Origin of the sequence: Pseudomonas sp. Au-Pse12 (genome assembly GCF_021341665.1) — a bacterium.
GTDB lineage: Bacteria > Pseudomonadota > Gammaproteobacteria > Pseudomonadales > Pseudomonadaceae > Aquipseudomonas.
Genome location: NZ_JAJTTH010000019.1, coordinates 1 through 25,008 on the forward strand (window position 1 = coordinate 1; position 25,008 = coordinate 25,008).

At 61.7% G+C, this 25,008-nt stretch carries 22 protein-coding genes, 1 other RNA gene and 1 pseudogene; 10 read left to right on the forward strand and 14 right to left on the reverse strand.

All coding sequences use genetic code 11. The features are described from left to right. Positions 1–353: 353 nt before the first annotated feature. Positions 354–1,994, forward strand: a complete 1,641-nt coding sequence (locus LXM55_RS30850) for an ArnT family glycosyltransferase (RefSeq protein ID WP_233323893.1) — start codon at positions 354–356, stop codon at positions 1,992–1,994. Between the two features lie 70 nt (positions 1,995–2,064). Then, on the forward strand, positions 2,065–2,526 hold the full coding sequence (locus LXM55_RS30855) for a GNAT family N-acetyltransferase (RefSeq protein ID WP_233323894.1): 462 nt from the start codon (positions 2,065–2,067) through the stop codon (positions 2,524–2,526). Between the two features lie 177 nt (positions 2,527–2,703). Here LXM55_RS30855 and LXM55_RS30860 read toward each other — a convergent pair whose 3' ends face one another. The 3 genes from LXM55_RS30860 to LXM55_RS30870 all read right to left on the reverse strand — a co-directional run bounded on the left by LXM55_RS30860 (position 2,704) and on the right by LXM55_RS30870 (position 5,402). Then, entirely contained in the window at positions 2,704–3,759 is a 1,056-nt protein-coding gene (locus LXM55_RS30860; protein ID WP_233323895.1) for a YkvI family membrane protein, read from the reverse strand. Between the two features lie 102 nt (positions 3,760–3,861). Further along, positions 3,862–4,239, reverse strand: a complete 378-nt coding sequence (locus tag LXM55_RS30865) for a RidA family protein (protein ID WP_025131445.1) — start codon at positions 4,237–4,239, stop codon at positions 3,862–3,864. A 26-nt stretch (positions 4,240–4,265) separates the two neighbouring features. Continuing rightward, positions 4,266–5,402 carry an NAD(P)/FAD-dependent oxidoreductase gene (locus LXM55_RS30870; RefSeq protein WP_233323896.1) on the reverse strand — a complete coding sequence of 379 codons (1,137 nt, stop codon included), beginning with the start codon at positions 5,400–5,402 and terminating at the stop codon, positions 4,266–4,268. Between the two features lie 165 nt (positions 5,403–5,567). Between LXM55_RS30870 and LXM55_RS30875 the strand changes: the two genes are divergently transcribed. Next, complete coding sequence (locus tag LXM55_RS30875) at positions 5,568–6,197, forward strand: helix-turn-helix domain-containing protein (RefSeq protein ID WP_233323897.1); 630 nt, start codon at positions 5,568–5,570, stop codon at positions 6,195–6,197. A 201-nt stretch (positions 6,198–6,398) separates the two neighbouring features. Here the strand turns inward: LXM55_RS30875 and LXM55_RS30880 are convergent, their stop codons facing one another. Then, positions 6,399–7,571 (reverse strand): acyltransferase family protein, encoded by a 1,173-nt coding sequence (locus LXM55_RS30880; RefSeq protein ID WP_233323898.1) that lies wholly within the window; start codon positions 7,569–7,571, stop codon positions 6,399–6,401. Between the two features lie 194 nt (positions 7,572–7,765). On the opposite strand from LXM55_RS30880, the pseudogene LXM55_RS30885 reads away from it, so the two are divergent. After that, a pseudogene (locus LXM55_RS30885) lies at positions 7,766–8,635 on the forward strand (DDE-type integrase/transposase/recombinase). Positions 8,636–8,898: 263 nt separating this feature from the next. Here the strand turns inward: LXM55_RS30885 and ssrA are convergent. The 7 genes from ssrA to LXM55_RS30920 form a co-directional block, all read right to left on the reverse strand. Next, positions 8,899–9,292: a transfer-messenger RNA gene (ssrA, locus tag LXM55_RS30890) on the reverse strand. An 88-nt stretch (positions 9,293–9,380) separates the two neighbouring features. Continuing rightward, a complete protein-coding gene (locus LXM55_RS30895) occupies positions 9,381–9,668 on the reverse strand; it encodes a hypothetical protein (RefSeq protein WP_047335671.1) in 288 nt (95 codons plus the stop codon). 211 nt (positions 9,669–9,879) lie between these two features. Beyond that, positions 9,880–12,690: an FAD-binding and (Fe-S)-binding domain-containing protein gene (locus LXM55_RS30900; RefSeq protein WP_233323899.1), complete on the reverse strand. Its 2,811-nt coding sequence runs from the start codon at positions 12,688–12,690 to the stop codon at positions 9,880–9,882. Continuing rightward, entirely contained in the window at positions 12,687–13,358 is a 672-nt protein-coding gene (locus LXM55_RS30905; protein WP_233323900.1) for a LutC/YkgG family protein, read from the reverse strand. The genes LXM55_RS30900 and LXM55_RS30905 overlap by 4 nt, the downstream gene beginning before the upstream one ends. After that, complete coding sequence (locus tag LXM55_RS30910; protein WP_060837472.1) at positions 13,358–14,812, reverse strand: LutB/LldF family L-lactate oxidation iron-sulfur protein; 1,455 nt, start codon at positions 14,810–14,812, stop codon at positions 13,358–13,360. Before LXM55_RS30910 ends, LXM55_RS30905 begins: the two co-directional genes overlap by 1 nt. Next, entirely contained in the window at positions 14,809–15,633 is an 825-nt protein-coding gene (locus LXM55_RS30915) for a (Fe-S)-binding protein (protein WP_060837473.1), read from the reverse strand. Before LXM55_RS30915 ends, LXM55_RS30910 begins: the two co-directional genes overlap by 4 nt. 141 nt (positions 15,634–15,774) lie before the next feature. Then, positions 15,775–17,469 (reverse strand): lactate permease LctP family transporter, encoded by a 1,695-nt coding sequence (locus tag LXM55_RS30920; protein WP_233323901.1) that lies wholly within the window; start codon positions 17,467–17,469, stop codon positions 15,775–15,777. 261 nt (positions 17,470–17,730) lie between these two features. Here LXM55_RS30920 and LXM55_RS30925 point away from each other — a divergent pair, with 261 nt between their 5' ends. Beyond that, positions 17,731–18,498 carry a GntR family transcriptional regulator gene (locus LXM55_RS30925; RefSeq protein ID WP_233323902.1) on the forward strand — a complete coding sequence of 256 codons (768 nt, stop codon included), beginning with the start codon at positions 17,731–17,733 and terminating at the stop codon, positions 18,496–18,498. A gap of 81 nt (positions 18,499–18,579) precedes the next feature. On the opposite strand, the gene smpB is transcribed toward LXM55_RS30925, so the two are convergent. Beyond that, positions 18,580–19,062, reverse strand: a complete 483-nt coding sequence (smpB, locus tag LXM55_RS30930) for an SsrA-binding protein SmpB (protein WP_047283878.1) — start codon at positions 19,060–19,062, stop codon at positions 18,580–18,582. A gap of 117 nt (positions 19,063–19,179) precedes the next feature. On the opposite strand from smpB, the gene LXM55_RS30935 reads away from it, so the two are divergent. Genes LXM55_RS30935 through LXM55_RS30945 form a run of 3 tightly spaced genes read left to right on the forward strand, consistent with a single transcriptional unit; the run spans position 19,180 to position 21,332 of the window. After that, complete coding sequence (locus tag LXM55_RS30935) at positions 19,180–20,583, forward strand: sodium-dependent transporter (RefSeq protein WP_233323921.1); 1,404 nt, start codon at positions 19,180–19,182, stop codon at positions 20,581–20,583. 7 nt (positions 20,584–20,590) lie between these two features. Beyond that, a complete protein-coding gene (locus tag LXM55_RS30940; RefSeq protein ID WP_233323903.1) occupies positions 20,591–21,025 on the forward strand; it encodes a type II toxin-antitoxin system RatA family toxin in 435 nt (144 codons plus the stop codon). Continuing rightward, entirely contained in the window at positions 21,018–21,332 is a 315-nt protein-coding gene (locus LXM55_RS30945) for an RnfH family protein (RefSeq protein ID WP_233323904.1), read from the forward strand. Before LXM55_RS30940 ends, LXM55_RS30945 begins: the two co-directional genes overlap by 8 nt. A 60-nt stretch (positions 21,333–21,392) precedes the next feature. On the opposite strand, the gene LXM55_RS30950 is transcribed toward LXM55_RS30945, so the two are convergent. Further along, complete coding sequence (locus LXM55_RS30950; RefSeq protein ID WP_233323905.1) at positions 21,393–21,920, reverse strand: outer membrane protein assembly factor BamE; 528 nt, start codon at positions 21,918–21,920, stop codon at positions 21,393–21,395. 98 nt (positions 21,921–22,018) lie between these two features. On the opposite strand from LXM55_RS30950, the gene fur reads away from it, so the two are divergent. Further along, positions 22,019–22,423: a ferric iron uptake transcriptional regulator gene (gene fur, locus LXM55_RS30955; protein WP_011059185.1), complete on the forward strand. Its 405-nt coding sequence runs from the start codon at positions 22,019–22,021 to the stop codon at positions 22,421–22,423. Between the two features lie 94 nt (positions 22,424–22,517). Here the strand turns inward: fur and recN are convergent, their stop codons facing one another. Continuing rightward, positions 22,518–24,191: a DNA repair protein RecN gene (gene recN / locus LXM55_RS30960; protein ID WP_233323906.1), complete on the reverse strand. Its 1,674-nt coding sequence runs from the start codon at positions 24,189–24,191 to the stop codon at positions 22,518–22,520. Between the two features lie 250 nt (positions 24,192–24,441). Between recN and grpE the strand changes: the two genes are divergently transcribed. Continuing rightward, positions 24,442–25,008, forward strand: coding sequence for a nucleotide exchange factor GrpE (gene grpE / locus LXM55_RS30965; protein ID WP_233323907.1), 567 nt, complete (start codon positions 24,442–24,444; stop codon positions 25,006–25,008).

Genomic DNA, 25,008 nt, shown 5'->3' on the forward strand with positions numbered 1-25,008 from the left:
AGCCGCTGCCGCAGGCTGCGAACGGCTCCGGAGGAGACGCAGCGATCTTGAAGACGCCAGAGGTTCGCCGGTCAATCGCCAAGCAAGGCCCTGCGGTCCTTTTCGCAGCTTCGCGGGCTCAGCAGCGGCTACAGGCGGCTTTGTGTTGCCGCTGCCGCAGGCTGCGAACGGCTCCGGAGGAGACGTAGCGATCTTGAAGACGCCGGAGGTTCGGCCGGCAATCATCAAGTCGGTGACAGTCGGTGGGGCAGGCGGGTTTTTTATCCTCGTTCAGTCACCGTTCAGGGGTTGCGCGCGCACCATGTCCAGCCTTACGCCGGGCCCATGGCGCGGCACTTTCTGACGGGGCGAAGATGGTTCGAGAAACGCGTTTCGGGATTGAGTCCTGGGGGATCTACCTGGTAGCCCTGCTGCTGTTCACCTTTGGCATCTGGGACCAGCCACCCCAGGGGTTCGACGGGCGCTGGGCGCTGTTTCTTCAGGAAATGTTCCGCCACGGGCCGAGCCTGTTCCCCACCACTTATGGCCAGCCGTATCCGGATTACCCGGGCACGGCGACCTATTTCAGCTACCTGTGCGCCCAGCTGTTCGGCGCGCCCAACCACCTGGCCAATGTCCTGCCCACGGCCCTGGCCTCGGCGGGGGTACTGGCGCTGCTGTACCGCTTGCTGGCACCCATGGGCCGCACCTGGGCGCTGCTCGCGGTGCTGCTGACGGCGCTGACCAGCCAGCTGTTGGACAAGTCCCGTTCGGTGTGCCTGGACCAGATGATCTCGCTGCTGTGCCTGGGGGCGTTCTACCTGCTGCACAGCAGCGAGCAGCGCGGCTCGCGGCTGCGGCCATGGCTGGTGCTGCCGCTGTTCGTCCTGGCCTTCGCCATTCGCGGGCCGCTGGGGCTGGTGGAAGTCTGCGGCGTGGTCTGTACCTACTGGCTGCTGGGAGACAGCCGCACCCAGGAGGCGCGCCGGACCTTGTTCAAGCGCGTGCTCGGCTACGGCTGCGGCGGCCTGCTGGTGCTGGCCGGCTGTTGGTGGTTGCTGATGCAACTGGCCTATGTCAGCGGCGGCGAGGCCTTTGTCCATCAGGTCTACAACATGCAGGTGAGCGGGCGCCTGGATGAAAGTGGCGAGCCGTTCTACTTCTACTTCCAGCTGGCGCTGTACCGCTATTTCCCGGTGGTGCCCCTGGCCCTGGTGACCCTGTGGATGCTGCGCAGCCAAGTGTTCCGGCGCCATGCCGACCCGCAACTGCGCCTGGTGCTGCGGCTCGGCGCCTGCGGCCTGATGATCCTGCTGGGGCTGTCGGTGCCGCACTTCAAGCGCGCCTACTACATCCTGCCCATGGTGCCGATGTTCGCCGCGGTGGCCGCCTACGGCCTGCTCATGGTTCGGGGCCAAATGGGCAAGGTGCGCAGTGCCTACCTGTGGCTGGTGGGGCTGCTGCCGGGGCTGTGCATCCTGGTGCTGTTCGTGCTCAAACACAGCTGGCACAAGCACGGTTACTGGCCGCCGGTGTCGATGCCGTTGCTGATTGCGATCTTTGCCCTGCTGCAACTGCTGGCGCTGTACTGCTGGCGCCACACTCGGGGCAGCTTCGGGCGGCGCCTGGTGCTGCTCAGCGCCCTGGCCCTGGCGGCGCAATGGACCCTGCTGGTGGCGGTGGTGGACCCGGCCAAGGACCGGCAATTCGACACCCGGGGCTTCGTCACCGACGTGGAGCAGCTGCGCGCGGCCGAACACGGCCCCCTGGTGTTCTTCAACCTGGGCCAGGACACCTGGGCGGTGCGCTACATGATGAACCTGGACCACGACGAACAGCCGCTGTTTGTCAGCGGCGACGCCCCCGGGCAACTGGACGCGCTGCCCCATGGCTCCTGGGTGATCGTGGCGCGCAAGGATCGAGAGAAGCTCCAGGGCACCTCGCTGGAAAACCAGCAGCCGGTGTATGAAGGGCGGTTGAATGACAATCCCTGTTTGGTGTTTCAGTTGCAGTAAGTCCTTGGCAGCGAGTGGTGCGGGTCGTATTTTTGGCCCCTGCGATCCGCGTTGAAACCAGGGAGTGGTCATGGAATGCCAAGTTCGTCCGGCCCTAGAGGCCGATGCCGCGCGGGTCAGCCAAGTGATCCTGGCGGCCCTGCTCACCAGCAATGCCCAGGACTATCCCGCCCATGTGATCGAGCGGGTGCAAGACAGCTTTACCCCGGACGCCGTCCTGCAACTGATGCGGCGTCGGCAAATGTTCGTCGCCCTGGTGGACGGGAAACTGCTGGGCACCGCCAGCCTCGACGGGCGCGCGGTGCGTTCGGTGTTTGTCGATCCGGCGTACCACGGTTGTGGCCTGGGCCGGCAACTGATGGCCGCGGTCGAGCAGGCGGCGCTGGACTCGGGTTTGACCTCGCTGGTGGTGCCCTCATCGGTCACCGCCGAAGGCTTTTATGCACGCCTGGGGTTTGTCCGGGTACGCGAGCATTACGAGGGCGATGAGCTGACGCTGATCATGGAGAGGGGCCTGTCCGGGCCGGCTTGACCTTTCCCGCCATGAGCCTTGTAGGAGCGAGCTTGCTCGCGATGGACGTCAACGATAACGCGGGTTCGCTGAGGGAACGCGGCGCTCTCGGGAGTTTCGCGAGCAAGCTCGCTCCTACAGGGCTGGGTTGAGCTCAAGGCACCTGGATACCTCCCGGGTGCCAGAGCCATCAAGTGCTTATGCCACCACCACCCGCCGGGGCCGCAGCCAGCCGATCACCACCGCGGCAATCAGCAGGAACCCCAGGTAGCCGAAGAACGGATAGACCTGCCCCACCAAGCTGATAAAGCCCACCAGGCTGCCGACAAACGCCAGGGCGCCGGCGGCAATGGAGCCGAGGCGGAACTGCCGGGTGCCGGCCGGAAACAGCCGCGCGGAGAAGGAGTACAAGGTGCCCACGGCGGTGTTGAGGATCATGCAGAAGATGATCAGCGCCATCAGCAACCCCAGGGCCGGGGAGACTTCGCCGGCGATCGACAGCATGGGCATCGGCAGGTCCGCCACGCTGTCCAGGCGCGACAGCAGGCCCAGGCTCATCACCAGCATCAGCAGGCCCAGCAGTGCGCCGCCGAAAATGCCGCCCCACATTGCCTGTTTCTCGCCCTTGGCTGCGCCGCCCATGATCGCCAGGATCGGCACCCCGGCCACGATGTTGTAGGACACATAAAGCAAGGCGCCCAGCAGCCAGTGGCTGGCGCCGGCTTCTTGCTTGGCCGCCAGTTGATTGAGTTCACCGAAGCTCAGGTCGCGGGTGGCGGCGCCATACAGGGCCACGCCCACCGCGGTGATGATCAGGAAGGGCGTCACCGCGCCGATCATGCCGATGACCTTGTGCACGTCCAGGCACACGATGGCGACCACGATCAGGGTCACCAGCACGCTGCCGGCGATGGCTGGAATGCCGAACTGCTGTTCCAGCAAGGCACCGCCGCCGGCCAGCATCACCACGGTCACGGCGAACATGAAGAAGGTGATCATCAGGTCCACCAGCGCGCCCAGGTGCTTGCCGCACAGGGCCTGCACCACGTCCTTGTGCGACGCCGCCCGCAGGCGGCTGCCCATGCTCGCCAGGGCCATGCCGAGGAAGGTGAACAGCGCCGCGCTGACCACCGCGCCCGCCAGGCCCCAGGCGCCGAAGTCGACGAACATCAACAGCAGTTCACGACCGGAGGCGAACCCCGCGCCGACAATCACACCGACGAAGGCGCCGGCGATCTTCAGACTTTCTTTCATGACGATTAGCCTCGATTTGTTGTTGTTATGTAGGGTGGACGGCCGCGTCATCTATTGGCGTGGCGGTCCTGGGCATCGCACTTGAGGGCTGGGGCGGGTGACTCAGTTTTCGCCGACCCAGGCCTGGACTTCGATCTCGACATCGACCCCCAGCGCCAGTTGGGCGCTGACGGTGGAGCGCACCGGGAAACCGTTCTTGAAGTGGCGCTGGTAGACCTCGTTGAAGCCGGCGAAGTGCTGCATGTCGGTGAGCCAGACGGTGCTCTTCACCACCTGGTCGAAGCTGGCGCCGCACGCGGCCAGGGTTTCGCCGATGCGCGCCATGGCGGCCTCGGTCTGCACGCGGATGTCGCCGTGCACCACTTCGCCTTCGGCGCTCATGGGCACCTGGCCGGAGAGGAACAGAAAGCCGCCAACGCGGATCGCCCGGGAGAAGGGGTAGGGCAGGTGGCTGGGGTAACGCTGGATATCAGTGGACATGGCAAGGGCCTCGTGGGCTGGGTGGGTTAACGCAAGCGAGCGGGGGCCAGGGCCAGGGCATCGACGCCCTGGCTCAGCAGTTCTTCGGGGACCGGGTGGCCCAGCAGCAGGGCGCAGGCCAGTTGCGACACGCCGGCCGCCGACTGGATGCCGTAGCCACCCTGGGCGGCGAGCCAGAAAAAGCCTTCGCAGTTGTCATCCCAGCCCACCACCAGATCGCCGTCGGCGACGAAGGAACGCAGGCCGGCCCAGCTGTGGCGCGGGCGGCGGATGCTCAGCGAAGTGACGTTCTCGATGTGGTAGATGCCGGTGGCGATGTCCAGCTCTTCGGGCATCACATCCTGGGGCGGCACCGGGTCGGCATTGGCCGGGGAGCCGAGCAACTGGCCGGCGTCGGGCTTGAAATAGAAGCTTTCGTCGATGCCGATCACCGCCGGCCAGCGGCTGAAGTCTTCATCCGGCGGACCGTCGAAAGTGAAGGCGCTGCGCCGGCAGGGTTGCAGGCCGATGGGGGCCACGCCGCACAGCTGGGCCACCTCATCGACCCAGGCACCGGCAGCGTTCACCAGATTGCGCGCCTGCAGGGAACGGCCATCGCTGAGTGTGAGGTTCCAGTGGCGGTCTTCGCGGCTGGCTTCGACGATCTGTATGTCGCACTCCAGCTGCCCCCCGGCCCGGCGCATGGCCCGCAGGAAACCCTGGTGCAGGGCGTGCACGTCCAGGTCCTGGGCGGCGGTTTCCAGCATCGCCCCGGCAACGGCGTCGGGGCGCAGGCAGGGCACCAGGGCCCGGGCCTGCTCGGCCGTGATCAGGCGCACGTTGGCGGAGCGGGCGCGGGTTTCGTCGTAGGTCTGCTGCAACTGTTCCAGCTGTTCCTCGCTGGCCACGTACAGGCAGCCACGGGGTTCCATCAGCGGATGTTCGCAGAAACCCTGCGGCGGCCGCTGGTAGAAAGCCCGGCTGGCGCGAGTCAGGGCCTGGATCTGCGGAGTGCCGTAGGCCTCCATGAACATCGCCGCCGAGCGCCCGGTGGAGTGGTAGCCCGGCTGCGATTCACGCTCCAACACCAGCACGCTGGCCTGCCCGGCCAAGCGGTAGGCCAGGGAAGCACCGGCAATACCGGCGCCGATGATGACGAAGTCGAAGCATTGGTTCGCGTGCATGCCGGGGTTCCTGAAGCGCTGGAAAATGACAGGGGTTAAAATTCTCACATACGAGAAATGTAAGATATGAGAATTTTCCAGTCAACCCGGGGTCCTGGGTTAATATTTCGCCACGTGCCCCGGCCAGCGTCGCGGTTGCCCTTATTTGCCTGACAGAGAGCCCCAATGAGTTCCGACCGAGCCCAGCCCGCCTTGAGCTCCCACGCCCATCCACTGATCGACCGAACCCAGGTTGGCGCCCGCCTGCGGACCATCCGCAAAAGCCAGAAGCTGACCCTCAAGCAGCTCTCGGAACGCTCCGGCGTGGCGCTGTCGACCCTGTCGAAAATGGAGCTGGCCCAAGTCTCGGTCAGCTACGAAAAGCTCGCCGCCGCGGCCCGCGCCCTGGGCGTCGACATCGCCCAGCTCTTCACCCCGGCGCCGAACCTGACCCAGACCCGCAGCACCCAGGTGCAACCGACCGTGGTCAGCACCACTATCGCCGACGCCCCCGGCTACAGCACCGGCAACTACGACTACCACCCCATGGCCGGCGACTTCCCCGGGCGCAGCATGACCCCCATGTATGCGCGGATCTTTGCCCGCGAGCTGCAGCAGTTCGAGGACTACATCCGCCACCCCGGGCAGGAATTTGCCCTGGTGCTGTCGGGGCGGGTGCGGATTCAGTTTGAGACCGGAGAGGCGGTGAGCATCGGATCGCAGGAGACGGCGTACTTCAACAGCAGCGTCGGCCATATCTATCTGGCGGAAGGGGATGAGGATGCGGAGGTGATGGTGGTGATGTCGGAGCGCTGAAGAAGCCCAACCGCATTCAGGAAAAGCTCGGCAGATCGTGCTGACCGCCGAGTTTCTGGTTTACATGAAGCAATTGTGCGAATGGCCTCAGTCCGAAGTGGTCTCCCAAACAGCGCGCAGCGCCCAGTAGCGTCGGCTTGGATTTCAGAACAACGGAATGAAGCACCACTAGTGAGCTGCCGTCTGGCGGTTTGTTCCTGCCTAGACTGCGCCGTTCCAGCCAGAGCTGCGTTCTTGCTCAGGTGCTGTCTGTGGAGTAGTTTGCGGAGGGTCAAGTTTCTGATTGGCGGACGACCACCTGTTTCTGATTATCCGCCTGACTGGTTCCTCAATCAGGTAGTACCCGCAGGCAGAGAGTGCGGTGAGGCATGCAAACGCACAGACAATCAGAATCTTTCCATTAACAAACACCGGGAACATCGCCGTTAACTCAGAGTGATAGCTGATCAGTGAAAGGCCTATTAGTGCCTGGAAGGAGTAGAAGCAGTAACTGATCTTGCCGAACCAGACGAATAGTGGACGTGACAGGATCCAGGCGATAGGGCCGCGTCCGGCGGCCAGTGTACACAGAGTGATTGCGACTACAGGTATAACTATCCAGTTGTGCCCGGTATAGATCGGCATGACCGCTCCGAAGTGTCCCAGGTAGGCAAACAGGGCGGCGACGCAGGCTAGGTGAAAGATCCATATTGACGGCGGCAGCGGATGCCTTTTTACCAATACGTACACGCAGGCGCCGATGACGAATTCGGGGAAGCGGAAGACAGGCATCGCGTAAAACACGGGGATTCCGTACTGACCGTATAATTTCACCGATATCGCTGGCATCAGAGACAAGCAATAGCATGCGACGATGATCATCAGCACCGCTCGACTGGATGATCGATTGATGAATTTGACGAGTAAGGGAAGCATGGCGTAGCAGAACGCTTCTACCGAAATCGACCAACTGCCGCCATTGTTCCAATGGCTGAAAAGTTGCGGGAACCAAGCCTGTATCAGGAAAATGTTGGCGATGAAGATGAACACCATTTGGAACCCTGAGAGCAGCATTGCTGCTGTATCGCCGGTTAGGCTGATTCCTAACCATGGCAGCGTAACAAGTCCTGCTACGAAGTAGACCGGGTAGATCCTAGCGAAACGATTGACGAAGTACTCTCTGATACCGCCTTCGAAGTTGGTGTATGTCATCATCAACAGGTACCCGGAGAGCATGAAGAACACGCTCATCCCAATAGCCCCTTCGTTGAAGATGTTCTTCAGGAATGTCATCTCGGTCACGGGCCAGCGAATTTGGATGTGAAATACAAAAACGTATAACGCTGCAACGAATCTCAACCCTGTGAGGGGGAGAATTTCCTTTTGATGATTCACACTTCGTCCTCGGTTTCAGCAATGTCGGCCGCACTTGGCCAGATCGGGCAGCGCAGCTATATATCACAAGTCGCCGGGCTTGAATCGCTCCGGGTTCTGTAGATACCTATGTGCCTTAAAATGAGGCCTGTCAGGATGCCTTTATGAGCAAGTCGCGTTATCCCGAAGAAATCAAAATCCAAGCGGTCAATTGAGTGAATGAAAAGAAGTTGCCTGTTACAGATGTAGCACCCGCCCCACCTTGCGTGTTGACGCATAGCCTCTATGCCTGGATAAAGCACTGCAGCAAATCTGAACAAGAACGACAGCAAGACGATGATCAGAACGCAGAACTACACCGTCGTTGAGCGAAACTCAAGCAGGTCATCGAAAAGCAGGGCATCCTAAAAAGGCCGCCGCGTACTTTGCCAAGCAGTTCGGCTGAAGTACGTTCTTATCAATCAGTGAGTGGGCGGTTGTTCCATTCGACGGCTTTGCCAGGCGTTAAAAACCCTTCCCTGTGGGGTATTACGCCTGATTGCCTGAGTTGCATTCTGCACGTGCTCAAGACGATCAGCGATTGCTGGGTTTAATCAAGCATTCGTGGCTGGAAAGCGGTGTAGTGTATGGCTATCGCCCTATGAAGACTTGCTGTATTTGGCTGTGCTGCTTGATCTGTTTGCTCGTCAGGTCGTTGGCTGGTCAAATGAAGTTGCAGATGGCCATTGATGCGGTATTGACGCCATTTGGAGGCGTAAACTGAATCAGGAGGTGATGGGGCTCTCCGACCAAGCTAGCCAGTACTGCTGCACCGACTGGCGAAGTTTTTTGAAGGCGAACAATTGGGTTGCCATCTTGAGTCGCCGTGGCAACTGTAATGACAACGCCGTAGCCGAGAGCCTTTTCCAACTTCTAGAGCGGGAGCGAATCAAGCGGAAAATCTACACTGCGCGGCAAGGCGCTTTTAGCGACTGATCGATTGCATCGAGATGTTCAGCAGCGCAAAACACCGTCATGGATTCAACAATCAGCTGTCATCGGTGGAATTTGAAAGACGTAACGCAATGTGCTTCCAAGGTCTTTAGTGAATCCGGAGTGATGCACAGGCAGGAAAAGGGGCCATTGCGCTCGACAGCCGTCCCCTCAGTTCAGGGATTCTCTAGGATGTAACGGGGCCGCCACCGTCAGCGCGGTGAAGTTTTTGCCACGAACAGCTTTAGATTTAATGCCGCTCAGCTTGTCCGCTGAAGCCGTCATTAAGCTGAAATTACTGAGCCAAAATAGACCATTCAGACACAAAAAAGGCACTTGCGATAAACGCTAAGTGCCTTTTTTGTACTGCTTCATTTGGTGGAGCCGGGGGGATTTGAACCCCCGTCCGCCAGTACTCCGCTGTCGGTACTACATGCTTAGCCGTGTCTATTGAGTTAACCCTCAGCGACCCGACGGGCAGGGTGCTTTGGGCGAGTTGTGTAAGTTTTAGCCGCTTCGTCCACAACGTACTGCACGGCGATTCTGTTCTATATGACAATCATTTTGGGTTTACAGACATCCCCTGATGATTGCTGGACCCGAAGGTACCAGGGGGGAAGGGCTAAGGCTGCTTACGCAGCGAGAGCGTAATCCCCGTAGGTTTCGTCATTGGCAACTATAGGAAGTTGCAACAGTGGATTTACGAGTTCTGTTACCAACTCGGCATGCACCTAAAGTTTCGCAACCGGCGTCGAATCCTAAACGGCCCCGAACCTGTTGTGCATTACCAACAGGTGGACGGATTCTACGCTAACCGAGGCCAGAAGGCCAACCCGAAGGTTGGCCCTGTGCATCGGCCTACTGATCGCCCTTGGTGTTGTTCTGCAATTGCTGGATGGCCTGGGTGGTCAGGGAGATGCAGTTCTTGGTGCCTTGCTCGGTGCCCTTGGCCTGTTCGGCGGTGGCTTGTTGGACCTTGGCGTCGATGTCGCTGCTCAGGTCCGAGCTCATGGCTTCGGTGCTGACCTTGGCATCCTTGATCTTTTGCAGGTTGATCTGGCACAGGTCCTCTTGCCCGGCGGCAAACACCGGGGAGGCCAGCATCGCGGCGGTAATGAACAGTCCAGCCAGTGCGGAACGCTTCATGGTGATCTCCTTGATTGCAGGGGCTCGGTGCTGCCGGTCAACAGGACAGGCGGCCGAGTGGGGCGAAGCCCTTTGGGTGCGGGCCTAGAAGATGGACCCTGGCCGGGTGCTGGGGTTCGGTTTTTTTTGCGATGAAACGCTGCCGCCGTTATTGCGTTTAAGCAGGCACAGAAAAGGGGCGAAACCGCCCCTTGTTATCCCGCCCCTGAGGTCAGGCCACCTTGGCCCGGGTGACCCGGTCCACCAGGTAGACCAGCCCGTGATAGTCGATCCCGCCATGCTGGCTGAGGCCGATTTCACAAGTGCGGCTGGTGGAGATGCCTTCGCTGCAGTACTGCACCGCGTCCTTGAGGCTGCGCAGGGAGTGGGCATTCAGTTCCGGGGTGGTGAAGCCCTTGTCGCCGGCGAAACCACAGCAGTGGATGCCTTCGGGAATCACCACGTTGTTGCTGCAACGCCGGGCCAGTTCGATCAGTGCCTGGCTCTCGCCCAGGTGCTGGGTGCTGCAGGTGACGTGCACGGCGATCGGCGCTTCTTGCGGGGTGAACTCCAGGCGCTCCAGCAGGTGGGTGCGGATGAAGCGCACCGGGTCGTAGAGGTCCAGGCGCACGTCCCCAAGGTCCTGCACCAGGCGCAGGGTGCAGGGGCTGGTGTCGCAGTAGATCGGGTCGAGGCCGCCACGGCTGGCGTGGAGCAGGGCGCCGATCAGTTCCTGGCGCTTGTCCTCGGCTTGGGTGGCGTAGCCCTTGGAGGCGAACGGCTGGCCGCAGCAGAGGTTGTCCAGGTTGTCCGGCAGCACCACTTGATAGCCGGCCTTTTCCAGCAGGCCGCGGGTTTTTTCGTAGAGCGACGATTGTTCCTTGTCCCCCGCCGCTGGCCCCATGACCCGGGACACACAGGCCGCCAGGTACACCACCCGCGGCCGCGCATCGCTGACGCTCGGGCTGAAGCGGATGGCCTTTTTCGGCTGGGGCATGGCGTTGTTCCACTGCGGCACCCGGCCTTTGGACAGGCGCGTCAGGCTCGCCGACAGCTTGCTCAGGCGCGGCGCCCCCAGGAGCATGCGCGCACCGTTGGCCACGTGCAGGGTGAAGCGGGCGCCCTGCAAGGTGCTGGCGAAATGCGCGCCGAGCCAGTCGGCGGTGCCGGTATGGGTGGCGTGCTCGCTGCGCAGTTTCTTCACCAGCTCGCCGGTGTTGATGCCCACCGGGCAGCGCTGGGCGCACAGGCCGGTGGCGGCGCAGGTGTCGATGCCCTGGTACTGATAGGCCGCTTCCAGCTCGGACGTGTCGATGCCGGCGCGTTTACGCGCCTGGATATCACGCCAGATGACGATGCGCTGGCGCGGGCTCAGGGTCAGCCCCTTGGACGGGCACACCGGCTCGCAGAAGCCACACTCGATGCACTTATCCACAATCTCGTCGGCCGCCGGCAGCGGCTTGAGGTGCTTGAGGTGGATCTGCGGATCTTCGCTGAGCACCACATCCGGGTTGAGGATGCCGTTGGGGTCCAGCAGGCGCTTGAGCTGCCACATCAACTGGTAGGCGTCGCTGCCCCATTCCAGCTCGACGAAGGGCGCCATATTGCGTCCGGTGCCGTGTTCGGCCTTCAGTGAACCGCCGAATTCCACCGCCACCAGTTGCGCCACGTCGTCCATGAACGCCTGGTAGCGGTTCACTTCCTCGCTGCTGTTGAAGCCTTGGGTGAAGACGAAGTGCAGGTTGCCCTCCAGGGCGTGGCCGAACAGGATCGCTTCGTCGTAGTGGTGTTTGTCGAACAGCTCGATCAGGCGGTTGACGCCGATGGCCAGCTGTTCCACGGGGAAGGTCACGTCTTCGATGATCACCGTGGTGCCGGTCTTGCGCACCGCGCCCACCGCCGGGAAGGTGTCCTTGCGGATCGCCCAGAGCTTGGCGTTTTCCTGCGGGTCTTCGGTGAAGTCCACTTGTTTTTCCACCGGGAAGGCGGCCAGGGAACTCATGATCTGCGCCAGTTGCTCGTGCAGCAGCGACGAGGACGCGGCGCGGGATTCGATCAGCAGCGCGCAGGCGTTGGCCGAGAGTTGCTGGACGAAGGCCGGCATGCCGGGCTTGTCCTGCACCGAGCGCAGGCTGCGGCGGTCCAGCAGTTCCACCGCCGACACCGGCTGGCTCTTGAGCACGGTCACCGCGTTGCAGCAGGTGTCCACATCGGGAAACACGATCAGCGCCGAGGCCTTGTTCGGGTGGTCGATCACCGTGTCATAGGTCACCGCGCTGATAAAGCCCAGGGTGCCCTCGGAACCCACCAGCAGGTGGCTGAGGATCTCCAGCGGCTCGTCGAAATCCACCAGGGCATTGAGGGACAGGCCGGTGGTGTTTTTCAGCCGATACTTGTGGCGGATCTTCGCCGCCAGCTCGCTGTTGGCGCGGGTGCTGCGGCCCAGTTCGGCCAGGCGCTCCAGCAACGGGCCATGGCTGGCGCGGAAGGCGCTGACGCTGGCGGCGTCCTCGGTGTCCAGGCGCGTGCCATCGGCCAGCACCAGGCGAATGCCGGCCAGGGTGTGGTAGGTGTTCTGCGCGGTGCCGCAGCACATGCCGCTGGCGTTGTTGGCGACGATGCCGCCGATCTTGCAGGCGTTGATCGAGGCCGGGTCGGGGCCGATCTTGCGCCCGAACGGCGCCAGCCAGGCGTTGGCCTGGGCGCCGATCACCCCGGGTTGCAGGCGGATCTGCGTACCCTGGTGGCGAATCTCCTTGCCGTTCCAGTTATCCCCCAGCACGATCAGCACCGAGTCGCTGATGGCCTGCCCGGAAAGGCTGGTGCCGGCGGCGCGGAAGGTCACTGGCACCCGGTCGCGCTGGGCCAGCTGGAGCAGGGCGACCACTTCGTCTTCGGATTCGACGCGGATCACCAGCTTGGGGATCAGCCGGTAGAAGCTGGCATCGGTGCCGAAGGCCAGGGTCGAGAGCGGGTCGTCGAAACGCCGCTCCTGGGGAATCAGTTGCTGGGCATCACGCAGAAAAGCGACCGGTAGGCTCATTGGTCCTCCAGGATCAGCACCACCAGGTCTTTCGGGCCGTGGGCGCCGTAAGCCAGGACTTGTTCGATATCAGCGGTCTTCGACGGGCCGGACACCAGCAGCGCGTTGGTCGGCATGCCGGCGGCCCAGTTCATCTGTTGCTGCACCTGATAGAAGTTGTCGCGGATCTCACTGGCCTTGAGCAGGGCGAAATGCACCGGCGGCACCAGGCTCATCAGCCGCGGTTCTTCCCGGGTCGGCCAGAGGATCAGGCTGCCGGTGGCGGCGATGGCGCCCAGGGTGCCAGTGAGGCTGGCCGGGGTGTCGTTGAACAGCTCGGCTTTCCATTCTTCCACCGGCCGGTCGTAGGCCTTGAGCGCCGGCAGGTGCGGGTGCTCGGCCCAGTGCTGGGTGACCCGCTGGCCGTGGGGCGTGCTCGGGGCAATCAGCAGGCTGGGCAGTTGGCGTTCCTGCAACAGCCGGCCCAGCAGTTCCGGCCAGTCGGCGCCGGTGCTCAGGTGGATCTCGGTGTGTACCGCTTCCATCTGCTTGCGTAGCTGTGGGATGCGTTGTTCCGCCGTGTAGCGGTAAGGCTCGGTGACCAGCGTCTCGTCGAAGTTATCCACAATCGGCGTGGTGCCGGTCAGGCTGTTGCGCAGTTTGGCGAGAATGTTGTGTTTCGCGCTCATCAGCGGTCTCCCTGCTTGTCCAGGTGCTCACGGGCCAGGTCATGCAGCGACCGGGCGGCGGGTTTCGGCGCACTGTGGTTCTGCGTCCAGGGGCCGACGTTGCTCGGGGTGAGGGCGCGCAGCCGGGTGGCCGCCAGGGTGAACAGGCGATACAGGGTCGGCGAGCTGTTGAGGCGGGCCCAGGCGTTCCAGATGAAACGCTCCTTGCGCGAGTACTTGCTGCCTTGGCCGCGCATCACTTGATGAGGGCTGTCCGGGGCCTTGACGTTCTCTTCCCGCAGGCGTCGCAGCAACGCCGGGATCGGGATCTTCACCGGGCACACTTCGCCACAGGCACCGCACAGCGACGAGGCGCTGGGGTGGTCCGGCACCTTGGCCAGGCCGACCATGTGCGGGGTGATGATCTTGCCGATCGGCCCCGGGTAGACCTCGCCGTAGGTGTGGCCGCCGACCCGGGTGTAGACCGGGCAGTGGTTCATGCAGGCGCCGCAGCGGATGCAGTTCAGGGTCTGGCGCAGTTCGCTGTCGGCAAACGCCTGGCTGCGGCCGTTGTCCAGCAGCACCAGGTGCACTTCCTGGGGGCCATCGAGCTCATGCTCTTTGCGCGGGCCGGAGATCATGTTGACGTAGGTGGTGATGGGCTGGCCCAGGGCCGAGCGGGTTAGCAGCGACAGCAGCGGCACTACGTCGCGCAGGTTCTCGACGACTTTCTCGATCCCGGTGACGGCGATGTGCACCGGCGGCACGGTGGTGGACATGCGCCCGTTGCCTTCGTTTTCCACCAGCAGCAGGGTGCCGGTCTCGGCCACGGCGAAGTTGACGCCGGAGACGCCGATGTCGGCTTCGAAGAATTTCTGCCGCAACACCTTGCGACCGATCTGAATGAGTTGGTCAACGTCCTTGGTGTACTCCACGCCGAGTTTGTCGTGGAACAAGGACGCGACCTGACCGGCATTCTTGTGGATCGCCGGCATAATGATGTGTGAAGGCTTCTCGTGGTCGAGCTGGACGATGAACTCGCCCATGTCCGACTCAAGGCATTCAATGCCTTGTTCAGCGAGGACATGGTTCATTTCCATCTCTTCGCTGACCATCGATTTGCCCTTGATCACTTGCCGCGCCTCGTGAGCGCGGATGATCGAGAGGACGATGCCATTGGCCTCGTCCACCGTTTCCGCCCAGTGCACTGTCACACCGTTGCGGGTCAGGTTCTGTTCCAGGCGCTCGAGCAGGTCGGGCAGCTTGGACAACGCCCGGGCGCGAATCGCGTTGCCCAGGGCGCGCAGGTGTTCTCTTTCGTGGGCATCGCTGAACGAAGCCGCACGCTTGGCCATGAGTGAATCCATGGCGCTGCGAAAGTTGTTTCGCAGTTGTTTATCACCCAGGGCCTGGTGGGCCCGGGTGCGAAAATCGTCCGCCACCGTGGTGGTCGGAATCAGCTCGGGGGTGCTCATTGTGCACCTCCGGTACGTTGCCAGAGGAAGCTCGCCAAGTGCTGGCCGCGCAATGCCTCTTGCTGTTTTTCCAGCGCGCCGTTGATGTTCATCAGGCAGCCGCAGTCGGCGCTCAGTACCTGGTGCGCGCCGGATTCCTTCAGCGCGCGGGTCTTGTCCGCGACCATGGCGCCGGAGATGTCCGGCATTCGGACGCTGAAAGTCCCGCCAAAGCCACAGCATTCGCTTTCGTGGCTGTGTTCTACCCGTTCCACGTTGCTCAGCTGTGACAGCAACTCACGGCCGTGCAGGTGGGTGTTCATTTCCCGACGGGCCGAGCAGGAGGTGTGCAGGGCCACCTTGACCGGCGCGCCGCTGTCCTTGAGCTGCACCTTGCACACGTGCAGCAGGAACTCGGCCAGTTCATAGGTGCGGGCAGCCAGGGCCTGCACCTGTTTCAGGGTTTCGGGCTCGTCCTTGAACAAGTCCGCGTAATGCTCGCGCAGCATGCCTGCGCAGGAACCCGAGGGCACCACCACCGGATAGTCACCGGCAAACAGCGCCAGTTGCGAGCGGGCCACGGTGCGCGCCTGTTCGGTGTAACCCGAGGTGTAGGCCGGTTGTCCGCAGCAGCTTTGCCCTTGCGGGTAGTCCACGCGAATGCCTTCGCGTTCCAGCAGGTGAATCGCATCCATCCCGGCTTCGGGATAGAACAGGTCGACCACGCAGGTGCCGAACAGGTAGACCCGCGCAGGTTTCGCGCTGGGGTACTGCCGGGGTTCGGCCAGCGGCGGTGCGACGCGGGTCGCATTGGGCACGGCGTTGTAGAAAAGCTCGCTCATCAGGCGTGTCTCCGGGTGGTCCCGGTTATTCGTCCGTTGCGGCGGCTGAAAGATAAACCAGCAAGCTTTCAGCAGCCTTGCAGACCGGGTGGTGAATGCGGACGCCGCGGGTGAAGGCGGCGTCGGTTCTTTCGGTGTTGCTTAGTGCACCAGCATGCCGGTGAACCAGTAGGCCTGGGCCAGGGTGATCAGGCCGACAATAGTGGCAAAGAACAGGCTGTGCTTGAGGGTGAAGCGGAACAGGTCCGATTCCTTGCCCACCAGGCCGGTGGCGGCGCAGGCCACGGCGATCGATTGCGGCGAGATCATCTTGCCGGTCACGCCGCCGCTGGTGTTGGCCGCTACCAGCAGGGTGTCATTGACCCCGATCTGGTGCGCGGTGGTGGCTTGCAGCGAACTGAACAGGGCGTTGGACGAGGTATCGGAACCGGTGAGGAACACCCCGAGCCAGCCGAGGAACGGCGAGAAGAACGGGAACGCCGCGCCGGTGGCCGCCAGTACCAGGGCCATGGTCGAGGACATGCCCGAGTAGTTGGTGACGAAGGCGAACGCCAGCACCATGCCGATGGACAGGATCGGCCAGCGCAGCTCGTAGAAGGTCTCTTTTAAAGTGGTCAGACCAGTTTTGATGTTGATCTTCAGCACCAGCATGGAGATCAGCGCCGAGAAGAAAATCGCTGTGCCGGTGGCGGAGATCGGGTCGAGTTTGAACACCGCTGGGATGGCGGTCGGCGTGGTCACGATTGGCGCCATCTTGATCACCATCTGATCCAGATGCGGGATGGCGAAGTTGAACACCCAGCTGTACATCGAGCCGCCGGCGGCGAACATCGCCTTGAAGGGCTTGAGGGTCCAGATGGTCACCAGCACGGTGAGGATCAGGAACGGCGACCAGGCCTTGAAGATCTGCCCCAGGCTGTAGGGCGAAGCGACGGTGCTGCGTGGCTGGCCGAAGCCGCCGGCGCTGGCGGTCACGGCCGCGCTGGAGGTGGCACCGGCGATCTGCGCGCCGGCGGTGCGCTTGGGCTGCCAGATCTTCAGGAACAGGGTCAGGGAGATCAGGCTGGCCAGGGCCGAGGTGATGTCCGGCAGTTCCGGGCCGATGAAGTTCGAGGTGAAGTACTGGGTCACGGCAAAGCTCAGGCCGGCGACCAGGGCGGCAGGCCAGGTTTCCTTGACGCCGCGCAGGCCGTCCATCATGAACACCAGCCAGAACGGCACGAACAGCGACAGCAACGGCAGTTGGCGACCGGTCATGGCGCCGATCTTGAAGGCGTCGATGCCGGTCACTTGGCCGGCGACGATGATCGGAATCCCCAGGGCGCCGAAGGCCACGGGCGCGGTGTTGGCGATCAGGCACAGGCCGGCGGCGTACAGCGGGTTGAAGCCCAGGCCCACCAGCAGGGCGGCGGTGATCGCCACCGGTGCGCCGAAGCCTGCCGCACCTTCGAGGAAGGCGCCGAAGCAGAAGCCGATCAGCAGCACCTGCAGGCGCTGGTCGTCGGTGATCGACAATACCGAGCTGCGGATGATTTCAAACTGGCCGCTCTTCACGGTCAGCTTGTAGAGGAACACGGCGGCGACAATGATCCAGGCGATGGGCCACAGACCGTAGGCAAATCCATAGCCAGCGGCAGCGAAGGCCATGTCGGCGGGCATCTTGAAAGCGAAGATCGCCACCAGGATCGACAAGGCCAGGGTGATACTCCCGGCGACGTGTCCTTTGAGACGGAACACGGCCAGAGCCAGGAAGAAGAACACGATCGGAATAACGGCGGCGAGGGCGGACAGGCCGAGGCTGCCAAGCGGGCTATAGAGCTGTTGCCAGGTTTGCATAATGGGGTGGCCCCTAATTGTTGTTGGTCAGGCACTGCTAGCGTCTTGGTTAATTGGTAAGACCAATTTACAATCGCTGTTGGCTAGGGTAAAAGCCTTGTGCTCGGTGTGTCAATTTGCCGCCCTAAAACTTTTGTCTCATGCGCTATGTGGCGGCCATCTGATGGGTACAAATGGCTGCGTTCTGCCAGGTGTTGGCGCGCCGTGAATAGGCCAGAATAGAGCCCCCCGACGAAGGGTCGGGAGGGTGGAGAGTGAGTTATGGGGTTTGATCAGATACGCCAGCGCCGTTTGTCCGACGATATTGTCGAGCGCCTGGAAGGGATGATTCTCGAAGGCACCTTGAAGGCCGGCGAGCGGCTGCCCGCCGAGCGCGCCTTGGCCGAGCAGTTCGGTGTGTCCCGGCCCTCACTGCGCGAGGCGATTCAGAAACTCACGGCCAAGGGCTTGCTGATCAGCCGTCAGGGCGGCGGCAACTATGTGGTGGAATCCCTGGGTTCGACCTTCAGCGATCCACTGCTGCACCTGTTGGAAAACAACACCGATGCCCAGCGCGATCTGCTGGAGTTCCGCCATACCCTGGAAGCGTCTTGCGCTTATTACGCGGCGTTGCGGGCGACGGCGGTGGACCGTGAGCGGCTGACCCAGGCCTTCGAGGAGCTGCAGGACTGCTACTCCCGCTCGGACGATGCCAGCCGCACTGAAGAGGGCGCGGCGGATGCCAAGTTCCACCTGGCGATTGCCGAGGCCAGCCATAACGCGGTGTTGCTGCACACCATCCGCGGGCTGTTCGACCTGCTCAAGCGCAACGTGGTGACCAACATCGGCGGCATGTACAAACAGCGCACGGAAACCCGCGACATGCTGATCAGTCAGCACCGTGACCTGTACCTGGCGATTATCGAAGGGCGAGCCGAAGAGGCGCGGGAAATCTCCAGCCGGCACATTCTCTATGTGCAGGAAGTGCTCGAGGAAGTACGCCAGGAAGTGCAGCGGGTGGCCCGGGCCGAACGGCGCAAGGGCATGTAATGCAAATCGCCGGCAAGCCGGCTCCTACCTGGGTGTTGTAGGAGCCGGCTTGCCGGCGAAAGCGACCTCAAGGCAGGAAGATCAGTCTTCCTTGCCCTTGGTTCGCACCGCACGCTGCAGCTCGCGATCGGAATCGCGCTCGCGTTCGGTATGACGCTTGTCGTATTCCTTCTTGCCCTTGCCCAGTGCGATTTCACACTTGACCAGGTGCTTGCTCCAGTAGAGCGAAAGGCACACGCAGGCGTAACCCTTCTGCTGCACGGCGGCAAACAGCTTCTCCAGCTCACGCTGGTTGAGCAGCAGTTTGCGCGAGCGCGTCGGGTCGGCGATGACGTGGGTGCTGGCGGTGGTCAGCGGGGTGAAATGGCTGCCGAACAGCCAGGCCTCGCCATCCTTGAGCAGCACGTAACTGTCCACCAGTTGCGCCTTGCCCGCCCGCAGACTCTTTACTTCCCAGCCGGCCAGGACCAGTCCAGCCTCGAACCGATGTTCGATGAAGTAATCGTGACGCGCCTTTTTATTTTGCGCGATGGTCCCTGTTGGGTGTTTCTTCTGTTTAGCCATAGGGGCGGCATTATAGGGAGTTGCGCGCGCGTCGGCTACGGTGACGCAGCGTGCTTGAGCAGGTTGATTGAATCCCGGACAATGCGCCCTCTTTTTTTTCGGTTGGGCGCGTTAACGATGTCGACAGACAGGGTCTCTGTCCACGGCGGCTGGGCAAGCCGCTGGGTCTTTATACTCGCTGCAACTGGTTCGGCCGTGGGCCTGGGGAGCATCTGGAAATTCCCCTACATGGTCGGCGTCTATGGTGGTGGTGCCTTTGTCCTGGTGTTTCTGGCGTGTATTGCGCTGATCGGGTTGCCGGTGATGCTGGCGGAAACCCTGATCGGCCGTCGTGCGCGGCAAAGCCCGGCGAATGCCCTGAAGGCGCTGGCCCTGGAGGCCGGGCATTCGGCGAAGTGGTCCTGGGGCGCCTTTGCCGGAATGATCACGGCGCTGCTGATTCTCTCCTTTTATAGCGTGGTGGGTGGCTGGTCCCTGGACTACATCATCGACATGGGGCGCGGCGATTTTCAGGGCGTCGCGGCGGATCAGGTCGGCGCGTATTTCTCCGCTGTTACGGCCGATCCTTGGCGCCTGACGTTGTGGCACACACTGTTCATGCTGTTGTCAGCGCTGGTGATTGCCAAGGGTGTGGTCGCCGGGCTTGAGCGCAGCCTGCGGATCATGATGCCGCTGCTGTTCGTGATGCTGCTGGTGCTGCTGGGCTACAGCATGACCACCGGGCACTTCATGCAGGGCCTGCATTTCATGTTCGACTTCAGCCTGGAGCGCTTGCTGGATGGGTTGTTGCCAGCCATGGGGCATGCGTTCTTTTCCCTTAGCGTGGGGGTCGGTTCGATCATGATCTATGGCGCCTACATGCCCAAGCATTCATCCCTGGCCGGCACCGTGGTCGGTGTGGCGTTGTTGGATACCTTCGTTTCGCTGGTGGCGGGGATGGCGCTGTTTCCCATCGTATTTGCCGCCGGGCTGAACCCCAGCGAAGGGCCGGGGCTGATGTTCATTAGCCTGCCGTTCGCTTTCGGGAATGTGGCGTTCGGCCAGCTTATGGGCGTAGTGTTCTTTATCCTGGTGGCGATCGCTGCCTGGAGTTCGGCCATTTCCTTGTTGGAACCGATGGTGGCTTATCTCGTCGAGAGGACTAAAATCCGCCGCGGCTGGGTGACTTTCTGGCTGGCGTTCAGTTGCTGGTTCGTGGGATTGGGAACGGTGTTCTCTTTCAACATCTGGCAGCAGGCCAAGTTTTTCGTGAACGAAGGCGGCGTCTTCCATCTCTATCGATGGGGGGCTGCCGGCGGGCTGGACTTCTTTGGTGTGATCGACTTTTTCACCTCGCGGATCATGTTGCCTCTTGGCGGTCTGTGCTTCGTGGTATTTGCAGGTTGGGTGATGGGGCGTGAGGCGGTTCGTGACGAGCTGTCGTTGCGTAGCCCTGTGCTGTTCGCCCTGGCCTTGTTTTTGATGCGCTATGTGGCGCCCGTCGGCATTCTTGTGGTGTTTGCCGCCCAGTTGTGGAAATGAAGCTCACATGACGACCCATATTCAACGTTCGGCCCTTCTGCCCTATCCAGCGCAGTTCCTTTATGACCTGGTCAATGATGTGGCCCGGTACCCGGAGTTTTTGCCCTGGTGCTCGGCGGCTGAAGTGCTGGAAAACACCGAGGAGCGCATGCGCGCCAGTCTGGCGGTGGCCAAGGGGGGCATGAGTCAGCGTTTTGTGACGTGCAACAATCTGGTGCCCGGGCAGTCGATCGAGATGAACCTGGAGGAAGGGCCATTCAACCAGTTGCATGGCGTGTGGGTGTTCAAGCCGCTGGGCGAGAAGGCCTGCAAGATCAGTCTGGATCTGTCTTTTGATTATGCGGGGCCTTTGGTGCGGGCCACGTTAGGGCCGCTGTTCAACCAGGCGGCCAATACCTTGGTGGATGCTTTCTGTCAGCGGGCCAAGCAACTGCATGGCTGAGTCCCTGATCTCGATCGAGGTGGTTTACGCCGCTGTCGATCGCCAGCTGCTGATCAGTGTGCAGGTGCCCCAGAGCTCGACCCTGCGTGGTGCGCTGCTGGCTTCTTCTATAGGTGAGCATTTTGCCGAGTTGGATCTGGCGACCTGTCCGGTGGGCATTTTCGGCAAGCAGGTCATGAATCCTGAGCAGCATTTGATTCAGGCAGGGGATCGCATCGAAATCTATCGTCCGCTGCTGGCGGATCCGAAAGAGGTTCGGCGCCTGCGTGCCGCCAAGGCTGCCGAGGCCCGTAAGCGCGAGTCGTGATCGATTGCAGCAGGCAACAAAAAGCCCGGGCATGCCCGGGCTTTCTTATTTCGCCACAAATTATTCCGGCGAAGTATCCAGTGGTTCAGGAGTCGGTACTGGAACGGTTTTCACGCCATCCACGTCCTTCTGGATCTGGTCGAGCAGCGAGCCAGGCTTGGCTGGTTTCTCGGCTTTCGGTTTTTCGACGTTCTCGGCCGGCGCAGTCACGGTGTTCGCGCTGTCCTTGCCCAGCAGGGCTTCGTCGCGGCTCACGCCGGGCATGAAGTCACCGGCGAGGCTGACCAGCTGGTCGCTGCCGTTGAAAATCAGGCTAACGCGCTCCTGTTGGCGTTCACCGCCACCCGGCTGCAGGCTGTAGAGATAATCCCAGCGATCGGCATGGAACGTGTCGGTCAACAGGGGGTTGCCCATGATAAACCGTACTTGCCGTCGGGTCATTCCGGGGCGCAACTGGTCTATCATGTCCTGCGTGACGACATTGCCCTGCTGGATGTCGATTTTGTAAACCCCGGGGAATGAACAACCGGCGAGTGCGAGCAGTCCCACGAAGGTGAAACTGGTTAGCAAGAGCTTGGTGTTTTGCATCGGTGGGCGACTTCCACTATCTTGGCTGGGACAACGTAAACCCCGATCATACCCGCATTAAGAGAAGCTGCGAAGCAGCATCGGCGAGAAAGCTGACCATGGTTGAAAATAGCGAACTACGTAAAGCCGGCCTCAAAGTGACTCTGCCACGAGTCAAAATTCTACAAATGCTCGATTCCACCGAGCAGCGTCACATGAGCGCTGAGGATGTCTACAAGGCGCTCATGGAAGCTGGTGAGGATGTAGGTCTGGCCACGGTTTACCGTGTACTGACTCAATTCGAAGCAGCCGGACTGGTGGTGCGCCATAATTTTGATGGCGGTCACGCTGTATTCGAGCTGGCGGATGGCGGTCACCACGACCATATGGTCAACGTGGAGTCTGGTGAGGTGATCGAATTCTTCGACGAAGAAATCGAAAAGCTTCAGAAGGCGATTGTCGAAAAGCACGGTTTCGAGTTGGTGGATCACAATCTTGTGCTGTATGTGCGCAAGAAGAAGTAAGCCCCTCACGCGACGTTTATCGTCGTGAAACGATCGAAGGCGACCTCAGGGTCGCCTTCGTGTTTTCTGCCTATATAAAAGAAGCGCAGAGCGTTCAGGCCTTGGCGGTCACTACCATTTTCTTGGCGTGGGCCAGGGACTCTTTGGTCAGGTCGATGCCGCCGAGCATCCGTGCAACTTCCTCGACTCTTTCGTTCTTGCCCAGTTTGGATACCGCGGTATGGGTTGCGTCGCTGCCCCGGACCTTGTGCACGAACAGGTGCTGGTGTCCCTGGGCGGCCACTTGCGGCAGGTGGGTCACAGTCAATACCTGGCCGCGCTCGCCAAGGCGGCGCAGCAGTTGACCGACGATCTCGGCAGTCGGGCCGCCAATTCCCACGTCGACTTCGTCAAACACCAGAGTGGGAACCCGTGAGGTTTGTGCGGTAATGACCTGAATCGCCAGGCTGATGCGTGACAGCTCGCCGCCGGAAGCGACTTTCGCCAATGCCTTGAGCGGTTGCCCCGGGTTGGCGCTGACCAGCAGCTCCACCTGTTCCAGGCCGTTGGGCAGCAGTTCATCGCTGCTGTTGGTGCGCAGTTCGATGGTAAAGCGCCCGCCGGGCATGCCCAGGCGCTGGATTTCCTGCTCCACCGCACCGGCCAGGCTGGTGGCGGCTTGTTGGCGCAACCGGCTCAGTTCCTGGGCTTTTTCCTGATAATGACGAGCGAAGGATTGCAGCTCTTCGCCGAGTCGCTCGATGGATTCGTCATTGGCGTCCAGGGTCTCGATTTCGTCCAGCAGGGTTTGCTGCATGGCGGCGAGTTCGAAGGGCTGGATGCGATGTTTGCGCGCCAGGGTGTAGATGGCATCGAGGCGTTCTTCGAGTTGCTGCAGGCGTGCCGGATCGGCGTCGAAGTGGTCGAGGAAGCGGTTCAGCTCGCCCACGGCTTCTTCAACCTGGATCTGCGCGCTGGCCAGCAGGTTGGTGGCTTCGCCCAGGGAGCCCGATGAATTGCCGATGCTCGCCAGGCGGTTGAGGCTGACGGTCAGGGCATTGAGGACATTGCCAGAGTCACTTTCGCTGCATTGCTCCACCACCTGGCGGCAGATACCCAGCAGGGTCTCGGCATTGGTCAGGTTCTTGTGTTCCTGCTCCAGTTCCTCAAGCTCGTTTTCCCCGAGCCCGAGGTTCTCCAGCTCTTCGAGCTGATAGCTGAGCAGTTGATGTCGGGCTCGCTGTTCGTCGCCGGAGTTGGACAGGCGCTCCAGTTCCTGACGGGTCTGGCGCCAGCGTTGGGCGGCCAGTTGCACCTGGCGCGCAAGATCGGTGGCGCCGGCATATTCATCCAATAAGCGTCGGTGGGTATCGGTCTTGAGCAGTGACTGGTGCTCGTGCTGGCTGTGGATGTCGATCAGCAGTTCGCCCAGGGCCTTGAGGTCGCCAAGCGGGCAGGGCGTACCGTTGATATAGCCGCGTGAGCGCCCTTCGGCAGTGATGACCCGGCGCAGGATGCACGGGCCGTCGTTGTCCAGGTCGCGTTCTGCCAGCCAGGTGCGGGCCTCGGGAATGTCCGCGAGATCGAAGGTGGCAAGGATGTCGGCCTTGTCGGCGCCTGGCCGTACCACGCCACTGTCGGCACGATCGCCCAGGGTCAGGCCGAGCGCGTCGAGCATGATCGACTTGCCGGCGCCGGTTTCACCGGTAATGACGCTCATCCCGCGATCCAGTTCCAGATCCAGATGTTCGACGATGGCGTAATTGTGTACGGACAGGTGCACCAGCATTAAGGCCGCTCCCAAACTAGATGTCTGGTTATTTATACAGTGTTTTGTTTCGGGCTGACAATGCCTTCCCTTAGCTCGATTGGCTTGGTTGCAAGGATTTTTTAGTGCGTTGAGAGCTGCTTCGCTGACGAGTTTCTGCGTGAGGAATGACTTTTGCTGTGGCGGCGGCCTTGAACCTTGAAAATGCGACCCCATATAGCTGGGCAGAAGAGTGAGCCCGGCTCACAGACGATATTGAAAGGAGAATTTCATGGCTGACGAACAGACGCTGGATACGCAAAATCTAGACGCCAATCAGGCTCCCGAGGCATCGGGTGATGACCTGGCGGCTCGTGTACAAGTGCTCGAAGAGCAACTGGCTGGCGCGCAGGATCAGGCTTTGCGTGTTGCCGCTGATCTGCAGAACGTCCGCCGCCGCGCCGAGCAGGACGTGGAGAAAGCTCACAAGTTCGCCCTGGAGAAGTTTGCCGGCGACCTGCTGCCGGTGATCGACAGCCTGGAGCGTGGCCTGGAGTTGTCGAACCCGGACGACGAAAGCATTCGCCCGATGCGTGAAGGCATCGAGCTGACCTTGAAGATGTTTCACGACACGCTCAAGCGTTATCAGTTGGAACCCATCGATCCGCATGGCGAGCCGTTCAACGCTGAACAGCACCAGGCCATGGCCATGCAGGAAAGCGCGGATGTCGAGCCCAACAGTGTTCTGAAAGTGTTTCAGAAGGGCTACCAGCTCAACGGTCGCCTGCTGCGCCCGGCCATGGTTGTGGTCAGCAAGGTTCCTGCACCGGTTTCGCCTTCGATTGACGAAAAGGCTTGA